We start from the raw sequence: 20,435 nt of genomic DNA, 5'->3' as shown, positions 1-20,435 counted from the left end.
CTTAGGCTTCCTCGGCCTGAGGCACCCAGTTTTGCTGGGGGATCGGCAAATTGCAGGAATCGCCGCGGCCCATCGGGAAGTACTGGATGCCTTTGCGCGCCAGGCGCTCGCCGTCGTACAGGTTGCGGCCGTCGAAGATCACCGGGGTTTTCAGGCGTTGCTGGATCAAGTCGAAATCCGGGGCCTTGAACTGCTGCCATTCGGTGCAAATGATCAAGGCGTCGGAGCCGCTGAGGGTCGATTCCGGGGTGCCCATCAGCATCAGGCGCGGGTCATCGCCGTAGATGCGTTGGGTTTCCTGCATGGCTTCGGGGTCAAACGCGCGCACATTGGCGCCGGCGGCCCACAGGGCTTCCATCAGTACTCGGCTTGGCGCATCGCGCATGTCGTCGGTGTTGGGTTTGAAGGCCAGGCCCCACAAGGCGAAGGTCTTGCCCTTGAGGTCGCCCTTGAAGAACGCGTTGGCGCGTTCGAACAGCTTGCTCTTCTGGCGCTGGTTGATGGCTTCCACGGCTTCCAGCAGGTCGCTGGAGCAGTTGGCCGCCTTGGCGCTGTGGATCAGGGCACGCATGTCCTTGGGGAAGCACGAGCCGCCATAACCGCAGCCCGGGTAGATAAAGTGGTAACCAATGCGCGAGTCGGCACCAATGCCCAGGCGCACCGCTTCGATATCGGCGCCCAGGTGTTCGGCCAGCTCGGCGATCTGGTTGATAAAGCTGATCTTGGTGGCCAGCATGCAGTTGGCGGCGTACTTGGTCAGTTCGGCGCTGCGCAGGTCCATGAAGATGATGCGGTCGTGGTTGCGGTTGAACGGTGCGTACAGTTCGCGCATCACCTCGCGCACCTCTTCACGTTCACAGCCGATGACGATGCGGTCCGGGCGGCGGCAGTCGGCCACGGCCGAGCCTTCCTTGAGGAATTCCGGGTTGGAGACGATATCGAACTCCAGGTGGCGGCCGGCAAGGTGCAGGGCCTTTTCCATATGCGCGCGCAAGGTGTCGCCGGTGCCGACGGGCACGGTGGATTTTTCCACCAGGATCACCGGTTCGATCCGGTGACGGGCCACCGCGTCACCTACCGACAGCACGTACTTGAGGTCGGCCGAACCGTCTTCATCCGAAGGCGTGCCCACGGCAATGAACAGCACTTCGCCGTGTTCAACGGCGAGTTTCTCGTCATAGGTAAACGTCAGGCGACCGCCTTCGAGGTTTTCCTTGACCATGGCCGCCAGGCCCGGCTCAAAAATGCTCACGTGGCCTTGTTGCAGCAACTTGACCTTGTTCTCGTCTACGTCCATGCAGATGACATCGTGGCCGACTTCGGCCAACACGGTGGCCTGCACCAGACCGACGTAACCGCTACCAAATACACTGATTTTCATGGGGCATTCCTGGGACTTGTGGTGCTAGCACGACGAGAGTTGATAGTCAGGACTCCGAGAATGACCAAGGCCACTCCCGCAGTTTTTGAAACCGAAAAATGTTCGTTGAACACCGGCAGGCTGGCCGCCAGCAGGTACACCAGCGCGTAGCTGATGCTGAGCAGCGAATACGCGCGGCCCAGTGGCAAATCTTTCAGCGCGCCGAGCCAGCAGAGCATCGACAGCGCATAGGCGATGATCGCCAGGGTCACCACGCCCAGTGCGCCGAAGTCGATGGCGCCGGCGTTGAAGGCTGTCAGCCATTCGGTGGGCAGCGGCAGGCGCGTCATGCTCCAGCGCATGCCCAACTGCGCACCGCTCACCAGTGCAACGCTGCCCAGGGCCAGGGCAAAACCGCGCGCGCGACTCATACCTGGCGCCCCAGCAACACCACACCGGCAATCACCAGCAGCACGCCGAACCAGTGGCGGCCATCGATGTGTTCGTGGAATACAAAACGCGCCACCAGGGTCACCAGCACAAAATTAAGGCTGAGCATTGGGTAAGCGATGCCGACTTCCAGGCGTTGCAGCACCAGCAGCCACACCAACAGGCCCAGGCCCAGGCATACCAGCGCGGACCACAACCACGGCGAGCGCAGCTTCAAGGCCCAACCGTCGGGTTGGTCGCGCCAGCCTTCAACCGCGTATTTCTGCGACACCTGGCCCATGCAGGTCAGCAGGCAGGCGGCCAACAACAGCAGCAACGTGGTCATGGCGCACTCTGCGGGAAGATCAGAATCACGATATTGCCCTGCTCGTAACGCTTGCCATCTTTGGGCAGCAGCTCCACTTCCTGGCGCTCGTCATCACCCTTGACCCGCATCACCACGCCCACCGAACCCTGTTTGCGCGCATCAGTCATCCATTGCTCGACATGGGCGGCATCGATCTTGCGGTAAGCGGTGTCCGGGAAGGCGATGCCGTATTTCACTTCGCCAACGGTGTTGTAGAGCATCACTTCGGGACGCTGCAGGCGCCACGACAACGCCGAGGCCGCACCCAGGTCGTTGCTCAGCAACGCGGTGGTTGGCTGCAGCTCCTGGAGGTGGTCGATGATGAACTGGTCGGGGGTCTTGTTATAAACCACCGAGTGCGGCAGCGCGGCCGGCACCAGGGCCACCAGCAACCAGCTGCCGATCACCGGCGCGGCCCACATATGCAACGGGCGGGCGGCTTGCAGCAGGTTGGCGATGATCCAGCCGAACAGGAAGATGAACACCAGCACCAGGCTCAAGGTTTCCTGGCCGTGCTCATACACCGGCTTCTTCAATTGGAACCAGGTCAGGGCCAGCAGCCCCAGCACGCCGATGATCAGGTTCAGCCAGCCGTTGATGCGCAGCACGCGGCCACGGGCCTGAGCCAGCTTGTCGGCCAGGGTATGGCCCATCAGCAACGCCAGTGGCAGCAGGCACGGCATGATGTATGACGGCAGCTTGCCCTTGGCCAGGCTGAAGAACGCCAAAGGCATCAGCAGCCAGAACAGCAGGAAGGCGATCTTGGCACTGCGCTTTTCCAGCCACGCCTGTTTGACGGTGGACGGCAGCAGGGCCATCCACGGCAGAACGAACGCCACCATCAGCGGCAGGTAGTACCAGAAAGGTTCGGAGTGCTGGGCGTCTTCACCGGCAAAACGCTGGATGTGCTCGTGCCAGAAGAAGAAGTTCCAGTAATCCGGCTCCTGGGCATGCACCATCAGCGCCCACGGCAGGCTGACGACAATCGCCACCACCACGGCCACCAGGCCATAGGTGAGCAGTTCACGAAAGCGTTTTTGCCAGATCATGTAGGGCAGGGCGATCAGCACCGGCAGCAACCACGCCAGGAAACCCTTGGTCATGAAGCCCATGCCGCAGGCGAACCCGAGCAAGGCCCACGACCACAGGCGGCCACGGGTGGTAGTGCTGTCGGCGCAGAACCACAGTGCGGCCCCGGTCAGGTTGACCCAGAAGGTGAACTGCGGGTCGAGGTTGGCGTAGCCCGCCAGGAACGCGACGCTGACGAAACTCATGTACAGCACGGTGCTGACCAGGCTCTTGCGCGGGTCGTTCCACAAGCGCCGGGCCACGCCGTACACCAGCAGAATGCTCAAGCCGGTGCTCAGGGCCGAGGCGAAACGCACGCCGAACAGGTTCTGGCCGAATATCGCCTGGCCCAGCGCGATCATCCAGTACCCGGCAGCGGGTTTTTCGAAGTAGCGAATCCCCATGAAGTGCGGCGAGGCCCATTTGCCGGTCAGCAGCATTTCCTGACTGATCTGCGCATAGCGGGTTTCGTCGGGAATCCACAAGCCGTGGGTGGCCAACGGGATCAGGTAGAACACCCCGAAAGCCAGCAGGAGCAGGGGCAGGGCCCAGCGCCGGATCATGCCTTTTGCACTCCGAGCCAGCCTTCACGGCCGCTCAGCACACCGCGCACCAGCTGTTGCTGGGGCAGGGTGGTCACGTCGGCGGGCAACAGGTCGCCCAACGGTTTGAACTCGATGCCGCGCTGCCCTGCCTGGGCGAGCAACTGGCGAAAATCATTGGCCATCAGAATCCCTTCTACTTCTGCGTGGATCGTATAGACGTTGAGCTTCGACGGCTTGAAGCGGTCGAGGATGAACGCATTGAAATCCTTGGCGGCCACCACCGGGCCCACGACTTCGTCGAAGGTCGGCATGTCCACCGGAATTTGAGGCGTGCCGGCACTGCCATCCGCCAGGGTGGGCCGGAACAGGCTGGTACCACGGCAATCGCTGTTGTAACGGAAGTTGAACTGTTGCTTGGCTTGCACCACACGCTCATCGGCACGCCAGCCGGCGGCGGCTGAACAGTCGATGCGCTCACCGAGGATGTCGCTCAAGGTGTCGACGCCACGGCGGATCTGTTCGACCAGCTGTTTGTCGCTCCAGCTTCCGGTGTTGGCCTGCCAGCCATGGTGATCCCAGGCGTGCAGGCCGACTTCATGTCCGGCAGCCTTGGCCTGGCGCATCAGGTGCCCCAGGTCGCGGCCAATGGGTTTGCCCGGCCAGGCGGTGCCGGCCAGCAAAATATCCCAGCCGTACAGGCCGGCAGCGTTGGAGCGCAGCATTTTCCACAGGAACTGCGGGCGGATCAGGCGCCACAAGTGGCGCCCCATGTTGTCCGGCCCGACGCTGAAGAAAAAGGTCGCCTTGACCCCGGCTTCATCCAGTGACTCCAACAACCTTGGCACCCCTTCACGGGTGCCTCGGTAGGTGTCGACGTCGATGCGTAGACCGGCCTGCATTAACGCTTGTCCGCGATTTCGAGCATGGCCTCACGCAGGAAGAAATCCAGGGTGTTGCCGATGGTTTCGCTCATCTCCACGGTAGGCTCCCAGTTCAGCAGGCGCTTGGCGTTGTCGATGCTTGGCTTGCGGTGCGCCACGTCCTGGTAACCGGTGCCGTAGAACGCCTTGCTCTCTACGTCGCGGAAACCGGCGAACGGAGGGAAGTTGGCGCGCAGCGGGTGAGCTTCGAACTGACGCAGCAGCTCTTCGCCCAACTGACGGATGCTGGCTTCGTTTTCCGGGTTGCCGATGTTGATGATCTGGCCGTTGCAGTTATCGTTGTCGTTATCAATGATGCGCGCCAGGGCCTCGATGCCGTCGGCGATGTCAGTGAAGCAACGCTTCTGCTCGCCGCCGTCGAACAGACGGATTGGCGTGCCTTCCACCAGGTTGAGAATCAGCTGGGTGATGGCGCGGGAGCTGCCGATACGGGCCGAGTCCAGACGGTCCAGGCGCGGGCCCATCCAGTTGAATGGACGGAACAGGGTGAACTTCAGGCCTTTGTCGCCGTAGGCCCAGATCACGCGGTCCAGCAGTTGCTTGGAGACCGAGTAGATCCAGCGCTGCTTGTTGACCGGGCCCACCACCAGGTTGGAGGTGTCTTCGTCGAAGTACTGGTCCTGGCACATGCCATACACTTCGGAGGTCGACGGGAAGATCACGCGCTTGTTGTACTTCACGCAGTAGCGAACCAGTTTCAGGTTCTCTTCGAAGTCCAGTTCAAATACGCGCAGCGGGTTGCGGGTGTATTCGATCGGGGTGGCGATGGCCACCAGCGGCAGGACCACGTCGCACTTCTTGATGTGGTACTCGATCCACTCGGAGTGAATGCTGATGTCGCCTTCCACGTAATGGAAGTTCGGGTGGCTGCGCAGGCGCTCGATGGCGTCGGAACCGATGTCCAGGCCGTAGATCTCGTAGCGGTCGTCACGCAGCAGACGCTCGGACAGGTGGTTACCGATGAAGCCGTTCACACCCAGGATCAGCACGCGGGTACGGCGTGGCTTGCGGCCGGACTCGGCGCCGCGCAATACGGAACCGTCCACCAGGCCCAGTTCATCGGCCAGGGAAGGGCCCGCCAGGTACAGGCCGTTTTCGTTGCGCTGGCCAAACTTGACCACCAGGGAGTCTTCACCGCAGGCGATGCGCAGCGGGTTGACGCTGATCACGCGGCCAGGGGCCAGGCCTTCGTTGCCTTTAACGACCTCAGCACTCCAGACGATCAGCTTGTGCTCGCCCACGGCGCAGAAGGCGCCCGGGTATGGCTGGGTAACGGCACGCACCAGGTTGAACAGTTCTTCAGCCGGTTTTTTCCAGTCCAGCTTGCCGTCTGCTGCGGTACGACGACCGAAGTAGGTGGCTTGGCTTTCGTCTTGTGCGGTTTCAGCCAGCTTGCCCTGAGCCAGTTGTGGCAGGGCGTCGCGCAGCAGGCTGGTGGCGGCGTCACGCAGTTTGGCGTGCAGGGTCAGGCCGGTGTCGGTGCGGTCGATCACGACTTTCTGCTGGGCCAGGATCGCGCCGGCATCGGCACGCTTGACCATGCGGTGCAGGGTTACGCCGGTTTCGGTTTCGCCGTTGACCAGCACCCAGTTGGCCGGTGCGCGGCCACGGTATTTAGGCAGCAGGGAACCGTGCAGGTTGAACGCGCCTTTCTTGGCGGTGGCCAGCAGGGCTTCGCTCAGCAGGTTGCGGTAGTAGAACGAGAAGATGTAGTCCGGGTTCAGCTTGGCGATGCGCTCGATCCACAGCGGGTGGTTGGCGTCTTCCGGGGCGTGCACCGGGATGCCGTTGCGGGCGCACAGCTGCGCGACGGAACCGTAGAAATTGTTTTCCTTGGGATCATCGGCATGGGTGAACACGGCAGCAATTTCGTAACCCGCATTGAGCAGGGCTTCGATGCCTGCACAGCCAATATCGTGGTAAGCGAAGACAACAGCTTTTGAATTCATGACGAAACCTGATCGGAAGGAGAAGTAGAGGTGTGGGAGGAGGTCAGGCCATCGACCGTAAAGGTCTCGGCCGGTGTTGCCGGCTGGTTGCGCAACACTTTTTCGATAAAGAACCGTGGGCGGGCCCGCACATCGCTGTACATGCGGCCCAGGTATTCACCCAAAAGGCCCATGCCGATGAACTGGCCACCGGTGAACACGAACAATATGGCGAACAGCACGAACATGCCGTCGCCGGCCCAGCCGGAGCCGAAGGCAATGCGCAGCACAATCAGCGCAAAGGCGAAGAGCATGCCCAGGGCCGCCAGGCTGAAACCGACGATGCTCAACAGGCGCAGTGGCGTGGTGGTCATGCAGGTCAGCAGGTCGAACATCAGGCTGATCAGGCGCATCGGGCTGTATTTGGACTCGCCGTGTTCACGCTCGGCGTGGTGCACCAGGATTTCCGTGGTGTGGCGTGCAAAGCTGTTGGCCAGGATCGGGATGAAGGTGCTGCGCTCGCGGCAGGCCAGCATTGCGTCGACGATGGTGCGCCGGTAAGCGCGCAGCATGCAGCCGTAGTCGCTCATGGCCACGCCGGTGGAGCGTTGCACGGCGAGGTTGATCAGGCGCGACGGCCAGCGGCGGAAGGCCGAGTCCTGGCGGTTGTTGCGCACGGTGGCAACCACGTCGTAGCCCAGGGCGGCCTGTTCGACCAGGCGCGGGATTTCTTCCGGCGGGTTTTGCAGGTCGGCGTCCAGGGTGATCACGACGTCGCCCCGGCAATGTTCGAAGCCGGCCATGATCGCGGCGTGCTGGCCGTAGTTGCGGTTGAGGATCACCGCGACCACGTTGCTGCCTTCAAGAGCGGCGGCGTCTTCGAGCAATTGCGCGGAGTTGTCGCGGCTGCCGTCATCCACCAGGATGATTTCGTATTCGTAAGCCAGTTGTTTGCAGGCGGCCATGGTGCGACGCAGCAATTCAGGCAGGCTTTCTTGTTCGTTGTAGACCGGGATAACGATCGACACGCAATGAATTGGATAGGGTTTCAAAGATTCATTACCTCGGGGGTTAGAGCAACTTGGAGCGTAAACACAGCAGTTATCATCAGCCTCGGATGACGGGCATCCGATCAAAGATAGCGTTGGTTTGTGGCATTCATTCGACAGTCCTGACAGGTCACAGTGGGTCTTCCATGGCTTACGTGAGTAAAGACCAAAACGCTCAAAGGTAAAGCGGAATCAACGAGTTAACCTGCAAAGTACGGTTCGCTCTCAAGTCGTGCCGCCAAGATTAAGCGCAAAAATGTTCAACGAATATGAAACGCAGATGAAAAAGTCGTTTTTTTGGCAGGTAGACAGCTAGTGTTCAGCTAAACAGCAGGAACACGGACAATGCTGTCCTGGCCGCGCGCAGACAAGGATTAGACTTTTTCTGAGTGTTAGTTCGTTCCTGAAGAATCTTCTCTGCAATGCCGTGCAAGTGCCGGTAAAGTAAGCCATCTCTTGCCAGGGCAGTCGGATGAATAGCGTGCAGCGTTTACGGCCAATGTTGATGGTGTTGTTGATGTCCGTGGCGTGGGCCACGGTAGTGCGGGCCGATGACGGTGTGGCACTGACGGCCATCGACCAGGTGCCCGATGGCGTGGAAGTGCGGGGTAAACAGGTCGGGGTCTACACCTGGAGCGATAAACAGGGCAAAAACCTGTTGGTGCTGGCGGAACAGGTCAGCGAGCGCGACGACGACGGCGCGCAGTCGGCCTTTGTCTATGCCGCCCAATACCTGCTCGACGGCGACCGGCCCAAGCGGCTGTGGATGCTCTACGACGACGTGCAGCACTGTGAATTCGACGCCGGCGCGCACTTCAACACCGACGCCACCCAGGTCACCGACCTGCTGGGCGATGGCATCAGCCAGGTCACGGTGGGCTATAGCCGCACCTGCACCAGTGATGTCAGCCCCAACGACTTCAAGCTGATCATGCACATCGGCAAATCCCAGAAGTACCGCCTGCGCGGCATCGACCGTTATGGCGCCAGTTGGTGGGATGAGGACGCCGGCGCCCTGCAAGGCATGCCATTGCCCAAGGATTGCAGCGTTGCAGCCCAGCAAGCGCTGGTCAGCCAGTTCAAGGAGCAGGGCACCGAGTTGCCGTTGCCGGGCTGTTATGGCGACGAGCAGGACTTTGCCAAGGCGCCCAAACCGTACCTGGAGTTCATGCGCCAGCACTGGTTTGCCTTGATGCAGAAGCAGGACACCGACTGGAGCCAGCAGCAGACGCCGGCCCCGGCTGAAGACGATCAGGAATAGCCCTTCGGGATTGACCTGCGCTAGACTCGGCGCTCGCCAATTCAATAAATAAGTCGATTAATCAGATGGTTAGTCGGCTTATTTAATCCAAAGGCTGATCTACCTTGACTGAGTCTACCCGCAACCCGCTGACCCTCTATCTCACCCGCCTGGCGCCCTCCAGCCAGCTGACCATGCGCTACGTGCTGCAAGACGCCGCCGACCGCCTGGGCTTTGAAGACATCAACCTCGAAGACATCGACTGGCACCTGCTGCAGCCCGAGCAGGTCATGGCCCTGGTGGCCGTGCTGCGCGAAGACGGCTACGCGCCGAACACCTCGTCGCTGTACGTCAACGCTGTGCGCGGGGTGATGAATGAAGCCTGGCGCATGAGCCTGATCAGCCAGGATCACCTGCTGAAGATGCGCTCGGTCAAGGCCATGGCCGGCACCCGCCTGAGCCAGGGGCGCAACCTGCGGCGTACGTTGATTCGTGAGTTGATGGACGTCTGCGCCGCCGACCCACGGCCCCAGGGATTGCGGGACGCGGCGGTGATCGGGATCCTGTATGGCTCGGGCATGCGCAAGTCGGAGTCGGTGAACATCGAGCTGAACCAGGTCAACTTTGAAGAGCGCAGCCTGCAGGTCACCGGCAAGGGCAACAAACAACTGATCAAGTACGCGCCGGCCTGGGCCTTTGCCAAGCTGGACGCATGGCTGGAATTTCGTCGCAGCCAGCTGAAACCGGGTGAACAGGACGACGGTTTCCTGTTCAACCGTATTCGCCGGGGCAGCCATATCACCCGGGAACGCATCACCAAACATGCGATTTACTACATCGCCCGCCAGCGTGGGGAACAGGTTGGGGTGAAGATCATGCCCCATGATTTCCGGCGTTCGTTTATCACCCGGGTGATTGAAGAGTACGACCTGTCCATCGCCCAGAAGCTGGCGCACCACACCAATATCCAGACTACCGCCAACTACGACGTGCGCGACGACAATGAGCGGCGCCGGGCGGTGGATCGGTTTGACCTGTAGCGCCGCCTGTAACCTGGGCCGCCAACTGCCTTGAACTCTGCCCGGCACCTGCGCTCGCAATACAGAGGGCGCGGGTTTTGCCGCGTGCCGTGTTCATTCAGTCAAGGGAGCAGACCATGGATACCTACAACATCAACAAAACCGGCACCGGTTGGGCGCTGACCAGGCAGGGCTCGGCCCGGCCTTCGAAAACCGCGGAGACCAAGGAGGCAATCGTTGAGTTGGCTAAGGAGTTTCTCAGCGACAAGACGGCGTCGCTGAGGATTCACAGCATGGATGGGCGGATTCAGGAGGAGCGCACGTATCCGCGCAAGGCTGATCCGGTAAAGTCTCCCGGTTAGACGGTTGAAATACCAACAGGTGGCGAGGGAGCTTGCTCCCGCTGGTTTTGGGGGCGCTTCGCACCCCAACGGGAGCAAGCTCCCTCGCCACTGGGTACCTGCATTGCGATTTAGAGAATCGGCTTGCCACCTGTCACCGCATACCGCGAGCCCGAGATGTAGCTCGCTTCATCCGACGCCAGCAACACATAGATCGGCGCCACTTCCACCGGCTGCCCGGGGCGGCCCAGCGGCGTCTCGCTGCCAAAGCTGTTCACGTCTTCCTCGGGCATGGTCGAGACAATCAACGGTGTCCAGATCGGCCCCGGCGCCACGCTGTTGACCCGGATGCCCTTGCTGCCCAGCAGTTGCGCCAGGCCGCCGGTAAAGTTGGCAATCGCACCCTTGGTGGCGGCATACGCCAGCAACGTCGGCTTGGGCATATCGGAATTCACCGAGCTGGTATTGATGATCGACCCGCCGGCCTTCATATGCGGCAGCGCTGCCTTGCAGAGGCGAAACATCGCGGTAATGTTGATATCGAAGGTCTTGACCCATTCTTCATCGGGAATCTCTTCCAGGGTCTCATGGGTCATCTGGAACGCCGCGTTATTGACCAGCACATCAATGCGCCCGAACTGTTCGACGGTCTTATCGACAAGCGCCTGGCAGGTGGCCTTTTGCGCGATATCCCCGGGCAGCAGCAAGCACTGGCGGCCGGCTTCTTCAACCCAGCGTGCGGTCTCCTTGGCGTCCTCATGCTCATCCAGATAAGCAATGGCCACATCGGCCCCTTCACGGGCAAACGCAATCGCCACGGCACGGCCAATGCCGCTGTCGGCACCGGTGATCAGGGCGATCTTGTTGGCCAGGCGGCCAGAGCCGGTGTAGCTCTTCTCGCCGCAGTCAGGGTAGGGGTCCATCTTCTTCTGGGAACCGGGAACGGACTGGGCCTGGCTGGCGAACGGTGGGCGTGGGTAGTCAGTCATCTCAATCTCCATAGATCACAACGGGTTCTATGGATTAGTGATTTTTCCAGCGGCAATAGTTGTAAACGATTCCCGTCAGGCCCGACGAGTGGTTTTCCATCAGCCGTGCTGGCAGGCATCGCCCATGCGCATGTAGTCCAGTTCGTGACGTACACCATGGCTATCGATATAGACCATGTGGCCCTTGACCGGACCGCACTCGGTGGAGGATTCGCTACTGACGCGTACCACCTTGGCGATATCCAGGTCCTGGGAGTAGTCGTATGTCTCGCTCGCGGGTGCAGTGGCACTCACGGCTGGGGCCGGGGTTTCGCCCTGGGCGACGGCAAGTGTGCTGAACAAGCCCAGCACGGCGATAAGCAGATAACGCATGGGAACCTCCGACACCACGCAGGTGGTGAGTTGACTGTGGGGTTCATTCTACAAAGCGCTTGCCGTGGGGATGAACGACTGCGAGGCAATAGCAGACATCAGTCAAATCGATGGCGTGATTTTCCTGCGCCGGCGCTTCCATATCCTTATTCCAAATCGGTATTTCCACGCCTTTCATAAGACTCCTTATGATCACGTCATAACTCGTTATGACAAGTGGTCCTGATGAACGAATCAACCGTCGCCTTATCTCCTCTGTCCAGCATTCCGTTGCATGCCCAACTGCGGGATCTGCTGCGCAGCCGCATCCTCGATGGTGAATACGCGCCGAACACCCAGATGCCGTCCGAAAGCGAACTGGGCGCGCGCTTCAAGGTCAGCCGCATCACCGTGCGCCAGGCGCTGGGTGATCTGCAAAAGGAAGGCCTGATCTACAAGATTCACGGCAAAGGTACCTTTGTCTCCAAGCCCAAGGCCTATCAGAACGTCAGCACCTTGCAGGGGTTGGGCGAGTCCATGACGGAGCGCGGCTATGAAGTGATCAACCGCCTGCGCAGTTACCGCTTTGTGCCGGCGGACAAACTGGTGGCCGAGCGCCTGGGTGTGGAGGAGGGCACCACGGTCACGCAGATCAAGCGCGTACGGCTGATCAACCGCGAACCGGTGTCGCTGGAAATCACCTACCTCAGCCACGCCCTGGGCGAACGCCTGGAAAACGCCGATCTGGTGACCCGCGACATCTTCCTGATCCTGGAGAACGACTGCGGCTTGCAACTGGGCCACGCCGACGTGGCGATTGACGCGGTGCTGGCTGACAGCGAGCTGACCCAGGCGCTGAACGTCGAGGCCGGTTCGCCGATCATGCGCATCGAACGCCTGACTCATACTGCAGACGGCCAGCCCGTGGACTTTGAACACCTGTATTACCGCGGTGATGCCTTTCAGTATCGCCTGCGCATCGACCGTCAGCGAGGTAGCCGCCCGTGAGCCGCAAAACCCTGGAACTGGAATACGACATCGTGGTGATCGGCGGCGGCACCGCCGGCCCCATGGCGGCGATCAAGGCCAAGGAGGCCAACCGCGACCTGCGGGTGTTGCTGATCGACAAGGCCAACGTCAAGCGCAGCGGCGCCATCAGCATGGGCATGGACGGGCTGAACAACGCGATTATCCCGGGCCACTCAACGCCGGAGCAGTACACCAAGGAGATCACGATTGCCAACGACGGCATCGTCAACCAGGCGGCGGTGTATGCCTACGCGACCCACAGTTTTGAAACCATCGAGCAACTGGACCGCTGGGGCGTGAAGTTCGAGAAGGACGAAACCGGCGATTACGCGGTGAAGAAAGTCCACCACATGGGCGCCTACGTATTGCCGATGCCGGAAGGGCACGACATCAAGAAGGTGCTGTATCGCCAGCTCAAGCGGGCCCGGGTCAGCATCACCAACCGCCTGGTGTGCACCCGTCTGCTCACCGACAGCGAAGGCGCGGTGAATGGTGTGATGGGGTTTGACTGCCGCACTGCGGATTTTCAGGTGATCAAGGCCAAGGCGGTGATTCTGTGCTGCGGCGCGGCCGGCCGCCTGGGCTTGCCGTCCTCGGGTTACCTGATGGGCACCTATGAAAACCCGACCAACGCCGGCGACGGCTACGCCATGGCCTACCACGCCGGCGCCGAGCTGGCGAACCTGGAATGCTTCCAGATCAACCCGCTGATCAAGGATTACAACGGTCCGGCCTGCGCCTATGTCACCGGGCCCCTGGGCGGCTACACCGCCAACAACAAGGGCGAACGCTTCATCGAGTGCGACTACTGGAGCGGGCAGATGATGTGGGAGTTCCACCAGGAGCTGGAAAGCGGCAACGGCCCGGTGTTTCTCAAGCTCGATCACCTGGCCGAGGAAACCATCCAGAACATCGAACAGATCCTGCACAGCAACGAGCGCCCCAGCCGTGGCCAGTTCCACGCCAACCGGGGCACCGACTACCGCAGCCAGATGGTCGAGATGCACATCTCCGAGATCGGCTTTTGCAGCGGGCATTCGGCGTCGGGCGTGTGGGTCAACGAGCGCGCCGAGACGTCGGTCAAGGGCCTGTATTCGGCTGGCGACATGGCCGCGGTGCCGCATAACTACATGCTGGGTGCGTTCACCTATGGCTGGTTCGCCGGCACCAACGCTGCAGGCTTTGTGGCCGGGCGCGAGTTCAGCGCCGTGGATGCCGCGCAAGTGGCCGCCGAACAGGCTCGGGTCTATGCGCCACTGGACCGCGAAACCGGCCTGCCGCCGGCCCAGGTCGAGTACAAGCTGCGCCGCTTCGTCAACGATTACCTGCAACCGCCCAAGGTCACCCGCAAGATGGAAATCGGCTTGCAACGCTTTGCCGACATCGAACGCGACCTGGACCAGATGAAGGCGCACAACCCCCATGAATTGATGCGCGCCATGGAAACCAGCGTGATCCGCGACTGCGCCGAAATGGCCGCCCGCGCCTCGCTGTACCGCGCCGAAAGCCGCTGGGGCCTTTACCACCACCGGGTCGATCACCCGCAGCGCAACGACGCCGACTGGTTCTGCCATTGCCACCTGAAAAAGGGCGACGACGGGCAGATGGTCAGCTTCAAGAAACCCGTCGAGCCCTATGTGATCCCGCTGGACGCCGAAGAGATGCAGGCCTACGACCGCCTGCGCGTAGGGGCTGACGCCGCCTGAATGTGCCCCCCCAAGCTCGCTCACCACAGGACACCGTGAAATGGCCTATCAGCCCCAGGAAATATTCTTCCGTTCCAACGCCCCGGTGACGGTGGACGAAGACAAGTGCATCGCCGAAAAAGGCTGCACGGTCTGCGTCGACGTGTGCCCGATGGACCTGTTGGCGATCAATCCGGCAACGCAGAAAGCGTACATGGCCTTCGATGAATGCTGGTACTGCATGCCCTGCGAAAAAGATTGCCCCACCGGCGCAGTCAAGGTCGAGATCCCGTACCTGCTGCGCTGAGACCTGCCGCAAAAGCCATCCGCCAACCCCGGACGCCGCCCGAGCAACACCCCCTCGTTTCCCACCACGCCAGACCGTGGCGGAGACGATTCCTTAAACCATGATTCGAGGGGAAACACCCAATGTTATTGCGCGTAACGCTGGCCGGCCTGGTGCTGGCTTCCCTGGGCCTGCCGGCTCAGGCCCAAACGATCCGGGTGGCCATCGGCACCCAGGACACCACCATCAACTGCGCGGCGGGCGGCTTGCTGATCCGCGAGCTGGGGCTGTTGGACAAGTACCTGCCACACGACGGCAAGTACAAGGACGCCACCTACGACATCCAGTGGAAAAACTTCACCAGTGGCGCGCCGCTGACCAATGAAATGGTCGCCGGCAAACTGGACTTCGGCGCGATGGCCGACTTCCCCGGTGCCTTCAATGGCGTGGCGTTCGAGGCGGCGGGCAAGCACAGCCTGTTTATCAGCGTGCTGTCGGGCAATATCAAGGGCAGCGGCAACGGCATCGTGGTGCCGACCGCTTCCAGCGCCCAGTCCCTGGCGGACCTCAAGGGCAAGACCATTTCCGTGCCATTCGCCTCGACGGCCCATGGCATGTTGTTGCGCGCCGTAGCGGCCCAGGGTTGGGACCCGCTCAAGGACGTCAATATCATTGCCCAGGCGCCCGAAGTGGCGGGTTCGGCGTTGCAGGCCAACAAGATCGACGCCCATGCGGACTTTGTGCCGTTTGGCGAGTTGTTCCCCAACCGTGGGTTTGCCCGCAAGATCTACGATGGCTCGCAATCCAACACCCCGACATTCCACGGCGCGCTGGTGGATGAGGGCTATGCCAAACAGTACCCGGAAGTCGTCGTCGCCTACCTGCGTGCGAGCATCGAAGCCAATCAGTTGCTGGCGGCAGAGCCGGAGAAGTACAGCGAACTGATCGAAAAAGTCACCGGCGTTGAAGCCGAGGTCAACTACCTGTTCCATGGCCCGCTGGGGGTACAGACCCGCGACCTGAGCTGGAAACCCGAATACCGCCAGGCCGTGGGCACCGCCATCGACACCCTCAAGCTGCTGAAAAAAGCCGACCGCGGGCTGGACCTCAATACCTTTATCAACGACCAGTACATCCGCGCCGCGTTCAAGGCGTCGGGCCTGGACTACGAGGCGCAATTGGGCAACTACGCCCAGGCACCGCTGAAGGCCAACGACGCCCTGAGCGGCGCGCCGATCACCGACTGGAAGCATGTCGCGCAAATCTGGGTCAAGGGTGAGCCCAAGGTGCGCAATTACGCATCGGCCGAAGCCGCATTCACCGCGTTGGACAGCCTGAACAAACAAGGCAAGGCCGTGCGCGCGGTGTATGCCCAGGCCGAGGACAGCGGCATCAAGTTGCTGGCGAGCCAGGCCTGGTTTGCCACCAACCAGCAAGGCCAGCTCAGTGCATTCCTGCTCAAGGGCCAGGCGCAGCAGTTCGCCCAGGCCCAGGGCGGCAAGGTGTTCAACTTTACCGACGCCGGCGCGCAGGCCGTTGCCGGTCGCTGAGGGAGCGCATTCATGACAAGCACCCCATGGCGCTGGTTGCCCAAGGCCGCTTCATTGCTGTTATGCCTGCTGTTCTGGCAGTTGGCGGCCAGCCTGCACTGGAACCTGGGCCTGGTGACCTTTGCCAACGTGCCCACACCGGGTTCCGTGGTGCAGGCTGCCCTGGGCCTGGTGGACTCGGGCAAGCTCGCCCGGCACCTGGGCGCAAGCTTGACCCGGGTATTCGAGGGCTACCTGGCGGCAGCGCTGGTGGGGATTGGCCTGGGCATCGCGATTGGCCGCTGGAAGTGGGCCGAAGACCTGCTGCTGCCGCCCCTGGAGGTGATCCGGCCGATCCCGGCGGTGGCCTGGATCCCGCTGGCGATCCTGATGTTTCCCTCATCTGAGCTGTCGATGATCTTCATCACCTTCACCGGTGCGCTGTTTCCGGTGTTGCTCAACACGGTGCATGGCGTGGAAGGCGTCGACCCACGGCTGATCGCCTCGGCGCGCAGCCTGGGGGCAGGGCGCCGGGCGATCCTGCTGGAAGTGATTCTGCCGGGCGCTGCGCCGAGCATCATTACCGGCCTGGCGATCGGCATGGGCACCTCGTGGTTCTGCCTGGTGACGGCGGAAATGATCTCCGGCCAGTACGGTATCGGCTATTACACCTGGGAGTCCTACACCATCCAGAACTATGCCGACATTGTCGTCGGCATGCTGTTGATCGGGGTGCTGGGCATGGGCAGCAGCTTGCTGGTCAAGCGCCTTGGCGCACTGTTCACTCCCTGGCATCGACCACGAGGTAAAGCCTGATGAGTCATCTTGAGGGCCGTGTCGACATACGCGGCTTGTCCATTGTATTGGGCGAAAAGCAGCAGGCGTTCGAGGCGGTAAAGGCCCTGGATTGCAGGATCGAACCGGGGCAGTTCGTGTGCATTCTCGGGCCGTCCGGGTGTGGCAAGTCGACCTTGCTCGGTGCCCTGGCCGGGCACCTCACCCCGAGCCTGGGCACCCTGGAAATGGACGGCCAGCCGGTGGTCGGGCCGTCCCAGCAGCGCGGCATGGTGTTTCAGCAACACACGCTGTTTCCCTGGCGCTCGGTGCGCGAAAACGTCGCCTTCGGCCTGAAGATGCGCGGCGTGGGCAAAGCCGAGCGCCTCGCCGCGGCCGATGAGATTCTTCAACTGGTAGGCCTGGAAGGCTTTGCCGAGCGCTGGCCCAACCAGTTGTCCGGCGGCATGCAGCAGCGGGTGGAAATTGCCCGGGTGCTGATCAACCGTCCCAGCCTCCTGTTGATGGACGAACCCTTCGGCGCGCTGGACGCCCTGACCCGCATGAAAATGCAGGTCTTGCTGCTGGACATCTGGACCCGCATCCGCACCACCGTGGTGTTTGTCACCCATGACATCGACGAAGCGTTGTTCCTCGCCGACCGCATCCTGGTGATGAGCCCGCGCCCCGGACGCATCATCGAAGACTTCCAGCTGACCTTCCCGAGGCCACGCAGCACGGAGCTGATGACTTCCCCGGAATTTACCCACCTCAAGCGTCATTGCCTGGACCTGCTGCACCACGAAGATGGACGCCAGTTGCCACGGCTGAACCCGCTCGGGCTGCCCAACGATCACCCAAGACCGCGATTTGCCATATGACCTATGAAACCGAAAACCCCGACATCGAGGCCCTGCGCCCACGGCTGCAGGCGGCGGATGCCGGCATGCGCCGGATCGCCCTGATTGAGCTGGCCGACCTCGAAGACCCCGACGGCCTGGTGTGGCTGGTGGACAGCCTGGGCAACGACCCGGCCACCGATGTGCGCGCCCAGGCCGCCAGCCTGCTGGAGGCGTGGGAAGAAGACGAGGTGGTCGAGGCACTGTGCCAGGCACTCACCGACACCGAGGCGTCGGTACGTGACGCTGCCGCCCAGAGTTTGAGCGTACTCAAGACAACGCAGGCGGGCCGGTTATTACTGCCGTGGACCAGCCACGCCGATGTCAGCGTACGCACCGCGATATTCCGGGCACTGCGCGAGTTGCGCCTGGAAGCCGCGGCGCCGTCAGCCCTGCTGGCGCTGAACGATGCCGATGCCGGCGTACGTCGCGAAGCCGTGGGCGTGCTCGGCTGGCTCAAACATCTGCCGGCCCTGGACGCCTTGGCGACCTTGGCCAGCACCGACCCGGATACCGAAGTACGCCGAGCCGCCACCGGCGCCCTGGGCCTGGCCAGTGATGATCGGGTACTGCCGGCGCTGTATCAGGCGTTGCAGGACGCCACCTGGCAAGTGCGCGAAGAGGCCGCGACCACCCTGGGCAAAGTTGGCAGCGCCAGTGCCGGCGACGCCTTGATCAAGGCGCTGGCCGATGACTATTGGCAAGTCCGCCTGCGCGCCACCCGCAGCCTGGGACGCTTGCGATACGCACCGGCGTTGCAAGCGCTGATCCTGGCGCTGGGCCACAGCATCAGTAACCTGCGCAAGGAAGCCGCCCTGGCGCTGGGGGAGTTGGGCGACCGCCAAGCCCTTGGCCCGCTGCGGGATGCCGCCGACGATGGCGACCCGGAAGTGCGCAAGGCCGTACGCATTGCCCTGGCACAGCTGCAATGAACAGCGCGCCAGAACGCATTGGCCGGGATGACGAGGGGCGCTTGAGGCTGGAGTGGCGCGAGGGCGTGCAGTGGATCGACCACGCCCGCCTGCGCCGTGAATGCCCATGCTCACAGTGCCGGGCGTTTCGGTTGAGAGGCACGCCGCCGCTGGTGTCGGACGGCGTGCGGGTGCTGGAAATCCATTCCCAGGGATATGGCGTGCAGTTGGTCTTCAGCGACGGGCACCAGCGGGGGATTTACCCGTGGGCTTATTTGGCACAGATGGAGCCACCGGCCGGGGCTGCGTCGGACTAGAAAAATGCCACGGTGTAACTCACTCTGCGCCTTCGCCGTTATGACCCAGTGCCGGCCAGGTGCGCCGGCAATCGGTTGAGGGTCCACCACGCAGTCAGCATCGCCGCCACCGCACTCAGGGCGATGCCGATCAGCATCGGCGCCGGTGTATGATCGGCAAACACACCCACCACCGCCATGCACGCAGCGGCGGTGATCATCTGGATCGCGCCCAGCAGCGCGGATGCAGAACCGGCCACCGCGCCGTGGTCTTCCAGGGACAACACCCCGGCGGCGGGCAACAGGAGCCCGAGGAAACCAAAACCGATAAACAGCAGCGTCATCATCAACGGCAGGCTGTTGGCCCACAGGGTGGTGAGTGCCAGCAGGGTCATGACCGTTGCGACGCCGGCCACCGACCAGCGAATCAGCGGCGCCAGACCGAAGCGGGCACTCAAGCGCGCCGTGAGTTGGCTGAGGGCAAAAAACGAGGCGGCGTTGAGGGCGAAGCACAGGCTGAATTGGGTAGGCGTCAACCCGTAGTACTCGATGTACACGAACGGCGCGCTGCCGATAAATACAAAGAAGGTCGCCAGGCCAAAACCGCCCACCACCGACAACCCGGTAAACACCGGATCGCGCAGCAACGCGCCGTAGCTGCCGAACGCATTGCCCAGGGTCTTGCCCAGGCGGCGTTCGGCGGGATGGGTTTCCGGCAGTTGCACGGCGGTCATGATCAGGCACAGCACGGCGGCCACCGCGAGTACCCAGAACACTTCGCGCCAGCTCCACACCGCAATGACCAGGCTGCCGGCCAATGGCGCCAGGATCGGTGAAATACTCACCACCAGCATCAACAGTGCCATCAAGCGTGCCGCTTCATGGCCGGTGTACAGGTCACGGACAATCGCCCGGGGAATCACCATCCCGGCGCAGGCGCCAAAGGCCTGCAGGGCCCGGAAGCCAATCAGCACTTCGATGTTTGGCGCCAGGGCGCAGCCAATACTGCCCACGATGAAAATCACCAGGCCGGCATAGATCGGCGGCTTGCGACCGAACACATCGCTGATCGGCCCGTAGAACAACTGGCACACCCCGATGATCATGAAGAACACCGTGAGGCTCATCTGCACGGCAGCAGGCGAGGCGTGCAGGCTGGCGCCCAAGGTCGGCAGGGCCGGCAGGTAGCTGTCGATGGCGAAGGGGCCGACGGCGGTGATCAACCCCAGCAGCAGGGCGAGGTGGGCGATACTTCGGGGCATGGAGGTTCCGGGCGACGGTAAAAAAGAGCGGCCAGCTTAGTGACCGCTTGTTGGGGATACAAGCCGGTGTTTACAGACTGGCTACACATTGACGCTGGCGGGGCGCTGACGTTGAATGGAGTTCTTTTTGCTCGCCG

The 20,435-nt window shown here is 62.1% G+C and carries 22 protein-coding genes; 11 read left to right on the top strand and 11 right to left on the bottom strand.

Going from position 1 to position 20,435, the window contains the following annotated elements; all coding sequences use genetic code 11:
- Nucleotide 1 precedes the first annotated feature (1 nt).
- The 7 genes from V3W39_RS29510 to arnC are packed head-to-tail and all read right to left on the bottom strand — an operon-like array spanning nucleotide 2 to nucleotide 7,690.
- Nucleotides 2-1,381: a UDP-glucose dehydrogenase family protein gene (locus V3W39_RS29510; protein WP_177044269.1), complete on the bottom strand. Its 1,380-nt coding sequence runs from the start codon at nucleotides 1,379-1,381 to the stop codon at nucleotides 2-4.
- Complete coding sequence (arnF, locus tag V3W39_RS29505) at nucleotides 1,378-1,791, bottom strand: 4-amino-4-deoxy-L-arabinose-phosphoundecaprenol flippase subunit ArnF (RefSeq protein WP_177044270.1); 414 nt, start codon at nucleotides 1,789-1,791, stop codon at nucleotides 1,378-1,380. Before arnF ends, V3W39_RS29510 begins: the two co-directional genes overlap by 4 nt.
- On the bottom strand, nucleotides 1,788-2,135 hold the full coding sequence (arnE, locus tag V3W39_RS29500; protein WP_330213882.1) for a 4-amino-4-deoxy-L-arabinose-phosphoundecaprenol flippase subunit ArnE: 348 nt from the start codon (nucleotides 2,133-2,135) through the stop codon (nucleotides 1,788-1,790). The genes arnF and arnE overlap by 4 nt, the downstream gene beginning before the upstream one ends.
- Nucleotides 2,132-3,787: a lipid IV(A) 4-amino-4-deoxy-L-arabinosyltransferase gene (gene arnT, locus V3W39_RS29495; RefSeq protein ID WP_259195684.1), complete on the bottom strand. Its 1,656-nt coding sequence runs from the start codon at nucleotides 3,785-3,787 to the stop codon at nucleotides 2,132-2,134. The genes arnE and arnT overlap by 4 nt, the downstream gene beginning before the upstream one ends.
- Nucleotides 3,784-4,668, bottom strand: a complete 885-nt coding sequence (gene arnD / locus V3W39_RS29490; protein WP_177130455.1) for a 4-deoxy-4-formamido-L-arabinose-phosphoundecaprenol deformylase — start codon at nucleotides 4,666-4,668, stop codon at nucleotides 3,784-3,786. Before arnD ends, arnT begins: the two co-directional genes overlap by 4 nt.
- Nucleotides 4,668-6,659: a bifunctional UDP-4-amino-4-deoxy-L-arabinose formyltransferase/UDP-glucuronic acid oxidase ArnA gene (arnA, locus tag V3W39_RS29485; protein ID WP_177044274.1), complete on the bottom strand. Its 1,992-nt coding sequence runs from the start codon at nucleotides 6,657-6,659 to the stop codon at nucleotides 4,668-4,670. Before arnA ends, arnD begins: the two co-directional genes overlap by 1 nt.
- Nucleotides 6,656-7,690 carry an undecaprenyl-phosphate 4-deoxy-4-formamido-L-arabinose transferase gene (arnC, locus tag V3W39_RS29480; RefSeq protein WP_330213881.1) on the bottom strand — a complete coding sequence of 345 codons (1,035 nt, stop codon included), beginning with the start codon at nucleotides 7,688-7,690 and terminating at the stop codon, nucleotides 6,656-6,658. The genes arnA and arnC overlap by 4 nt, the downstream gene beginning before the upstream one ends.
- A 469-nt stretch (nucleotides 7,691-8,159) precedes the next feature.
- Here arnC and V3W39_RS29475 point away from each other — a divergent pair, with 469 nt between their 5' ends.
- The 3 genes from V3W39_RS29475 to V3W39_RS29465 all read left to right on the top strand — a co-directional run bounded on the left by V3W39_RS29475 (nucleotide 8,160) and on the right by V3W39_RS29465 (nucleotide 10,308).
- Complete coding sequence (locus V3W39_RS29475; RefSeq protein WP_330213880.1) at nucleotides 8,160-8,948, top strand: M949_RS01915 family surface polysaccharide biosynthesis protein; 789 nt, start codon at nucleotides 8,160-8,162, stop codon at nucleotides 8,946-8,948.
- Between the two features lie 104 nt (nucleotides 8,949-9,052).
- Nucleotides 9,053-9,967, top strand: coding sequence for a site-specific integrase (locus V3W39_RS29470; protein WP_177044277.1), 915 nt, complete (start codon nucleotides 9,053-9,055; stop codon nucleotides 9,965-9,967).
- Between the two features lie 116 nt (nucleotides 9,968-10,083).
- Nucleotides 10,084-10,308: a DUF2188 domain-containing protein gene (locus tag V3W39_RS29465; RefSeq protein WP_177044278.1), complete on the top strand. Its 225-nt coding sequence runs from the start codon at nucleotides 10,084-10,086 to the stop codon at nucleotides 10,306-10,308.
- A gap of 110 nt (nucleotides 10,309-10,418) precedes the next feature.
- Here V3W39_RS29465 and V3W39_RS29460 read toward each other — a convergent pair whose 3' ends face one another.
- The 3 genes from V3W39_RS29460 to V3W39_RS29450 form a co-directional block, all read right to left on the bottom strand.
- Complete coding sequence (locus V3W39_RS29460) at nucleotides 10,419-11,276, bottom strand: SDR family oxidoreductase (protein WP_177044279.1); 858 nt, start codon at nucleotides 11,274-11,276, stop codon at nucleotides 10,419-10,421.
- A gap of 99 nt (nucleotides 11,277-11,375) precedes the next feature.
- Complete coding sequence (locus V3W39_RS29455) at nucleotides 11,376-11,648, bottom strand: DUF2790 domain-containing protein (protein ID WP_330213879.1); 273 nt, start codon at nucleotides 11,646-11,648, stop codon at nucleotides 11,376-11,378.
- Between the two features lie 43 nt (nucleotides 11,649-11,691).
- Entirely contained in the window at nucleotides 11,692-11,826 is a 135-nt protein-coding gene (locus V3W39_RS29450) for a hypothetical protein (RefSeq protein ID WP_330213878.1), read from the bottom strand.
- 47 nt (nucleotides 11,827-11,873) lie between these two features.
- Between V3W39_RS29450 and V3W39_RS29445 the strand changes: the two genes are divergently transcribed.
- From V3W39_RS29445 to V3W39_RS29410, 8 genes are all read left to right on the top strand, one after another.
- Nucleotides 11,874-12,635, top strand: a complete 762-nt coding sequence (locus tag V3W39_RS29445; RefSeq protein WP_177077785.1) for a GntR family transcriptional regulator — start codon at nucleotides 11,874-11,876, stop codon at nucleotides 12,633-12,635.
- Nucleotides 12,632-14,362: a fumarate reductase/succinate dehydrogenase flavoprotein subunit gene (locus V3W39_RS29440; RefSeq protein WP_177044282.1), complete on the top strand. Its 1,731-nt coding sequence runs from the start codon at nucleotides 12,632-12,634 to the stop codon at nucleotides 14,360-14,362. The genes V3W39_RS29445 and V3W39_RS29440 overlap by 4 nt, the downstream gene beginning before the upstream one ends.
- A gap of 40 nt (nucleotides 14,363-14,402) precedes the next feature.
- Nucleotides 14,403-14,648, top strand: coding sequence for a 4Fe-4S dicluster domain-containing protein (locus V3W39_RS29435; RefSeq protein ID WP_003217650.1), 246 nt, complete (start codon nucleotides 14,403-14,405; stop codon nucleotides 14,646-14,648).
- 122 nt (nucleotides 14,649-14,770) lie between these two features.
- Entirely contained in the window at nucleotides 14,771-16,177 is a 1,407-nt protein-coding gene (locus V3W39_RS29430; RefSeq protein WP_330213877.1) for an ABC transporter substrate-binding protein, read from the top strand.
- 12 nt (nucleotides 16,178-16,189) lie between these two features.
- Nucleotides 16,190-16,972 carry an ABC transporter permease gene (locus tag V3W39_RS29425; RefSeq protein ID WP_330213876.1) on the top strand — a complete coding sequence of 261 codons (783 nt, stop codon included), beginning with the start codon at nucleotides 16,190-16,192 and terminating at the stop codon, nucleotides 16,970-16,972.
- Complete coding sequence (locus V3W39_RS29420) at nucleotides 16,972-17,811, top strand: ABC transporter ATP-binding protein (protein WP_330213875.1); 840 nt, start codon at nucleotides 16,972-16,974, stop codon at nucleotides 17,809-17,811. Before V3W39_RS29425 ends, V3W39_RS29420 begins: the two co-directional genes overlap by 1 nt.
- Nucleotides 17,808-18,761, top strand: coding sequence for a HEAT repeat domain-containing protein (locus tag V3W39_RS29415; protein ID WP_259195688.1), 954 nt, complete (start codon nucleotides 17,808-17,810; stop codon nucleotides 18,759-18,761). The genes V3W39_RS29420 and V3W39_RS29415 overlap by 4 nt, the downstream gene beginning before the upstream one ends.
- Nucleotides 18,758-19,057, top strand: a complete 300-nt coding sequence (locus tag V3W39_RS29410; RefSeq protein WP_330213874.1) for a DUF971 domain-containing protein — start codon at nucleotides 18,758-18,760, stop codon at nucleotides 19,055-19,057. The genes V3W39_RS29415 and V3W39_RS29410 overlap by 4 nt, the downstream gene beginning before the upstream one ends.
- Before the next feature lie 38 nt (nucleotides 19,058-19,095).
- On the opposite strand, the gene V3W39_RS29405 is transcribed toward V3W39_RS29410, so the two are convergent.
- Nucleotides 19,096-20,298, bottom strand: a complete 1,203-nt coding sequence (locus V3W39_RS29405; RefSeq protein ID WP_177044288.1) for a multidrug effflux MFS transporter — start codon at nucleotides 20,296-20,298, stop codon at nucleotides 19,096-19,098.
- Nucleotides 20,299-20,435 lie beyond the last annotated feature (137 nt).

Origin of the sequence: Pseudomonas sp. Z18(2022) (assembly GCF_036346535.1) — a bacterium.
Lineage (GTDB): Bacteria > Pseudomonadota > Gammaproteobacteria > Pseudomonadales > Pseudomonadaceae > Aquipseudomonas > Aquipseudomonas yamanorum_A.
This window is presented reverse-complemented; position numbering and strand designations above follow the sequence as displayed.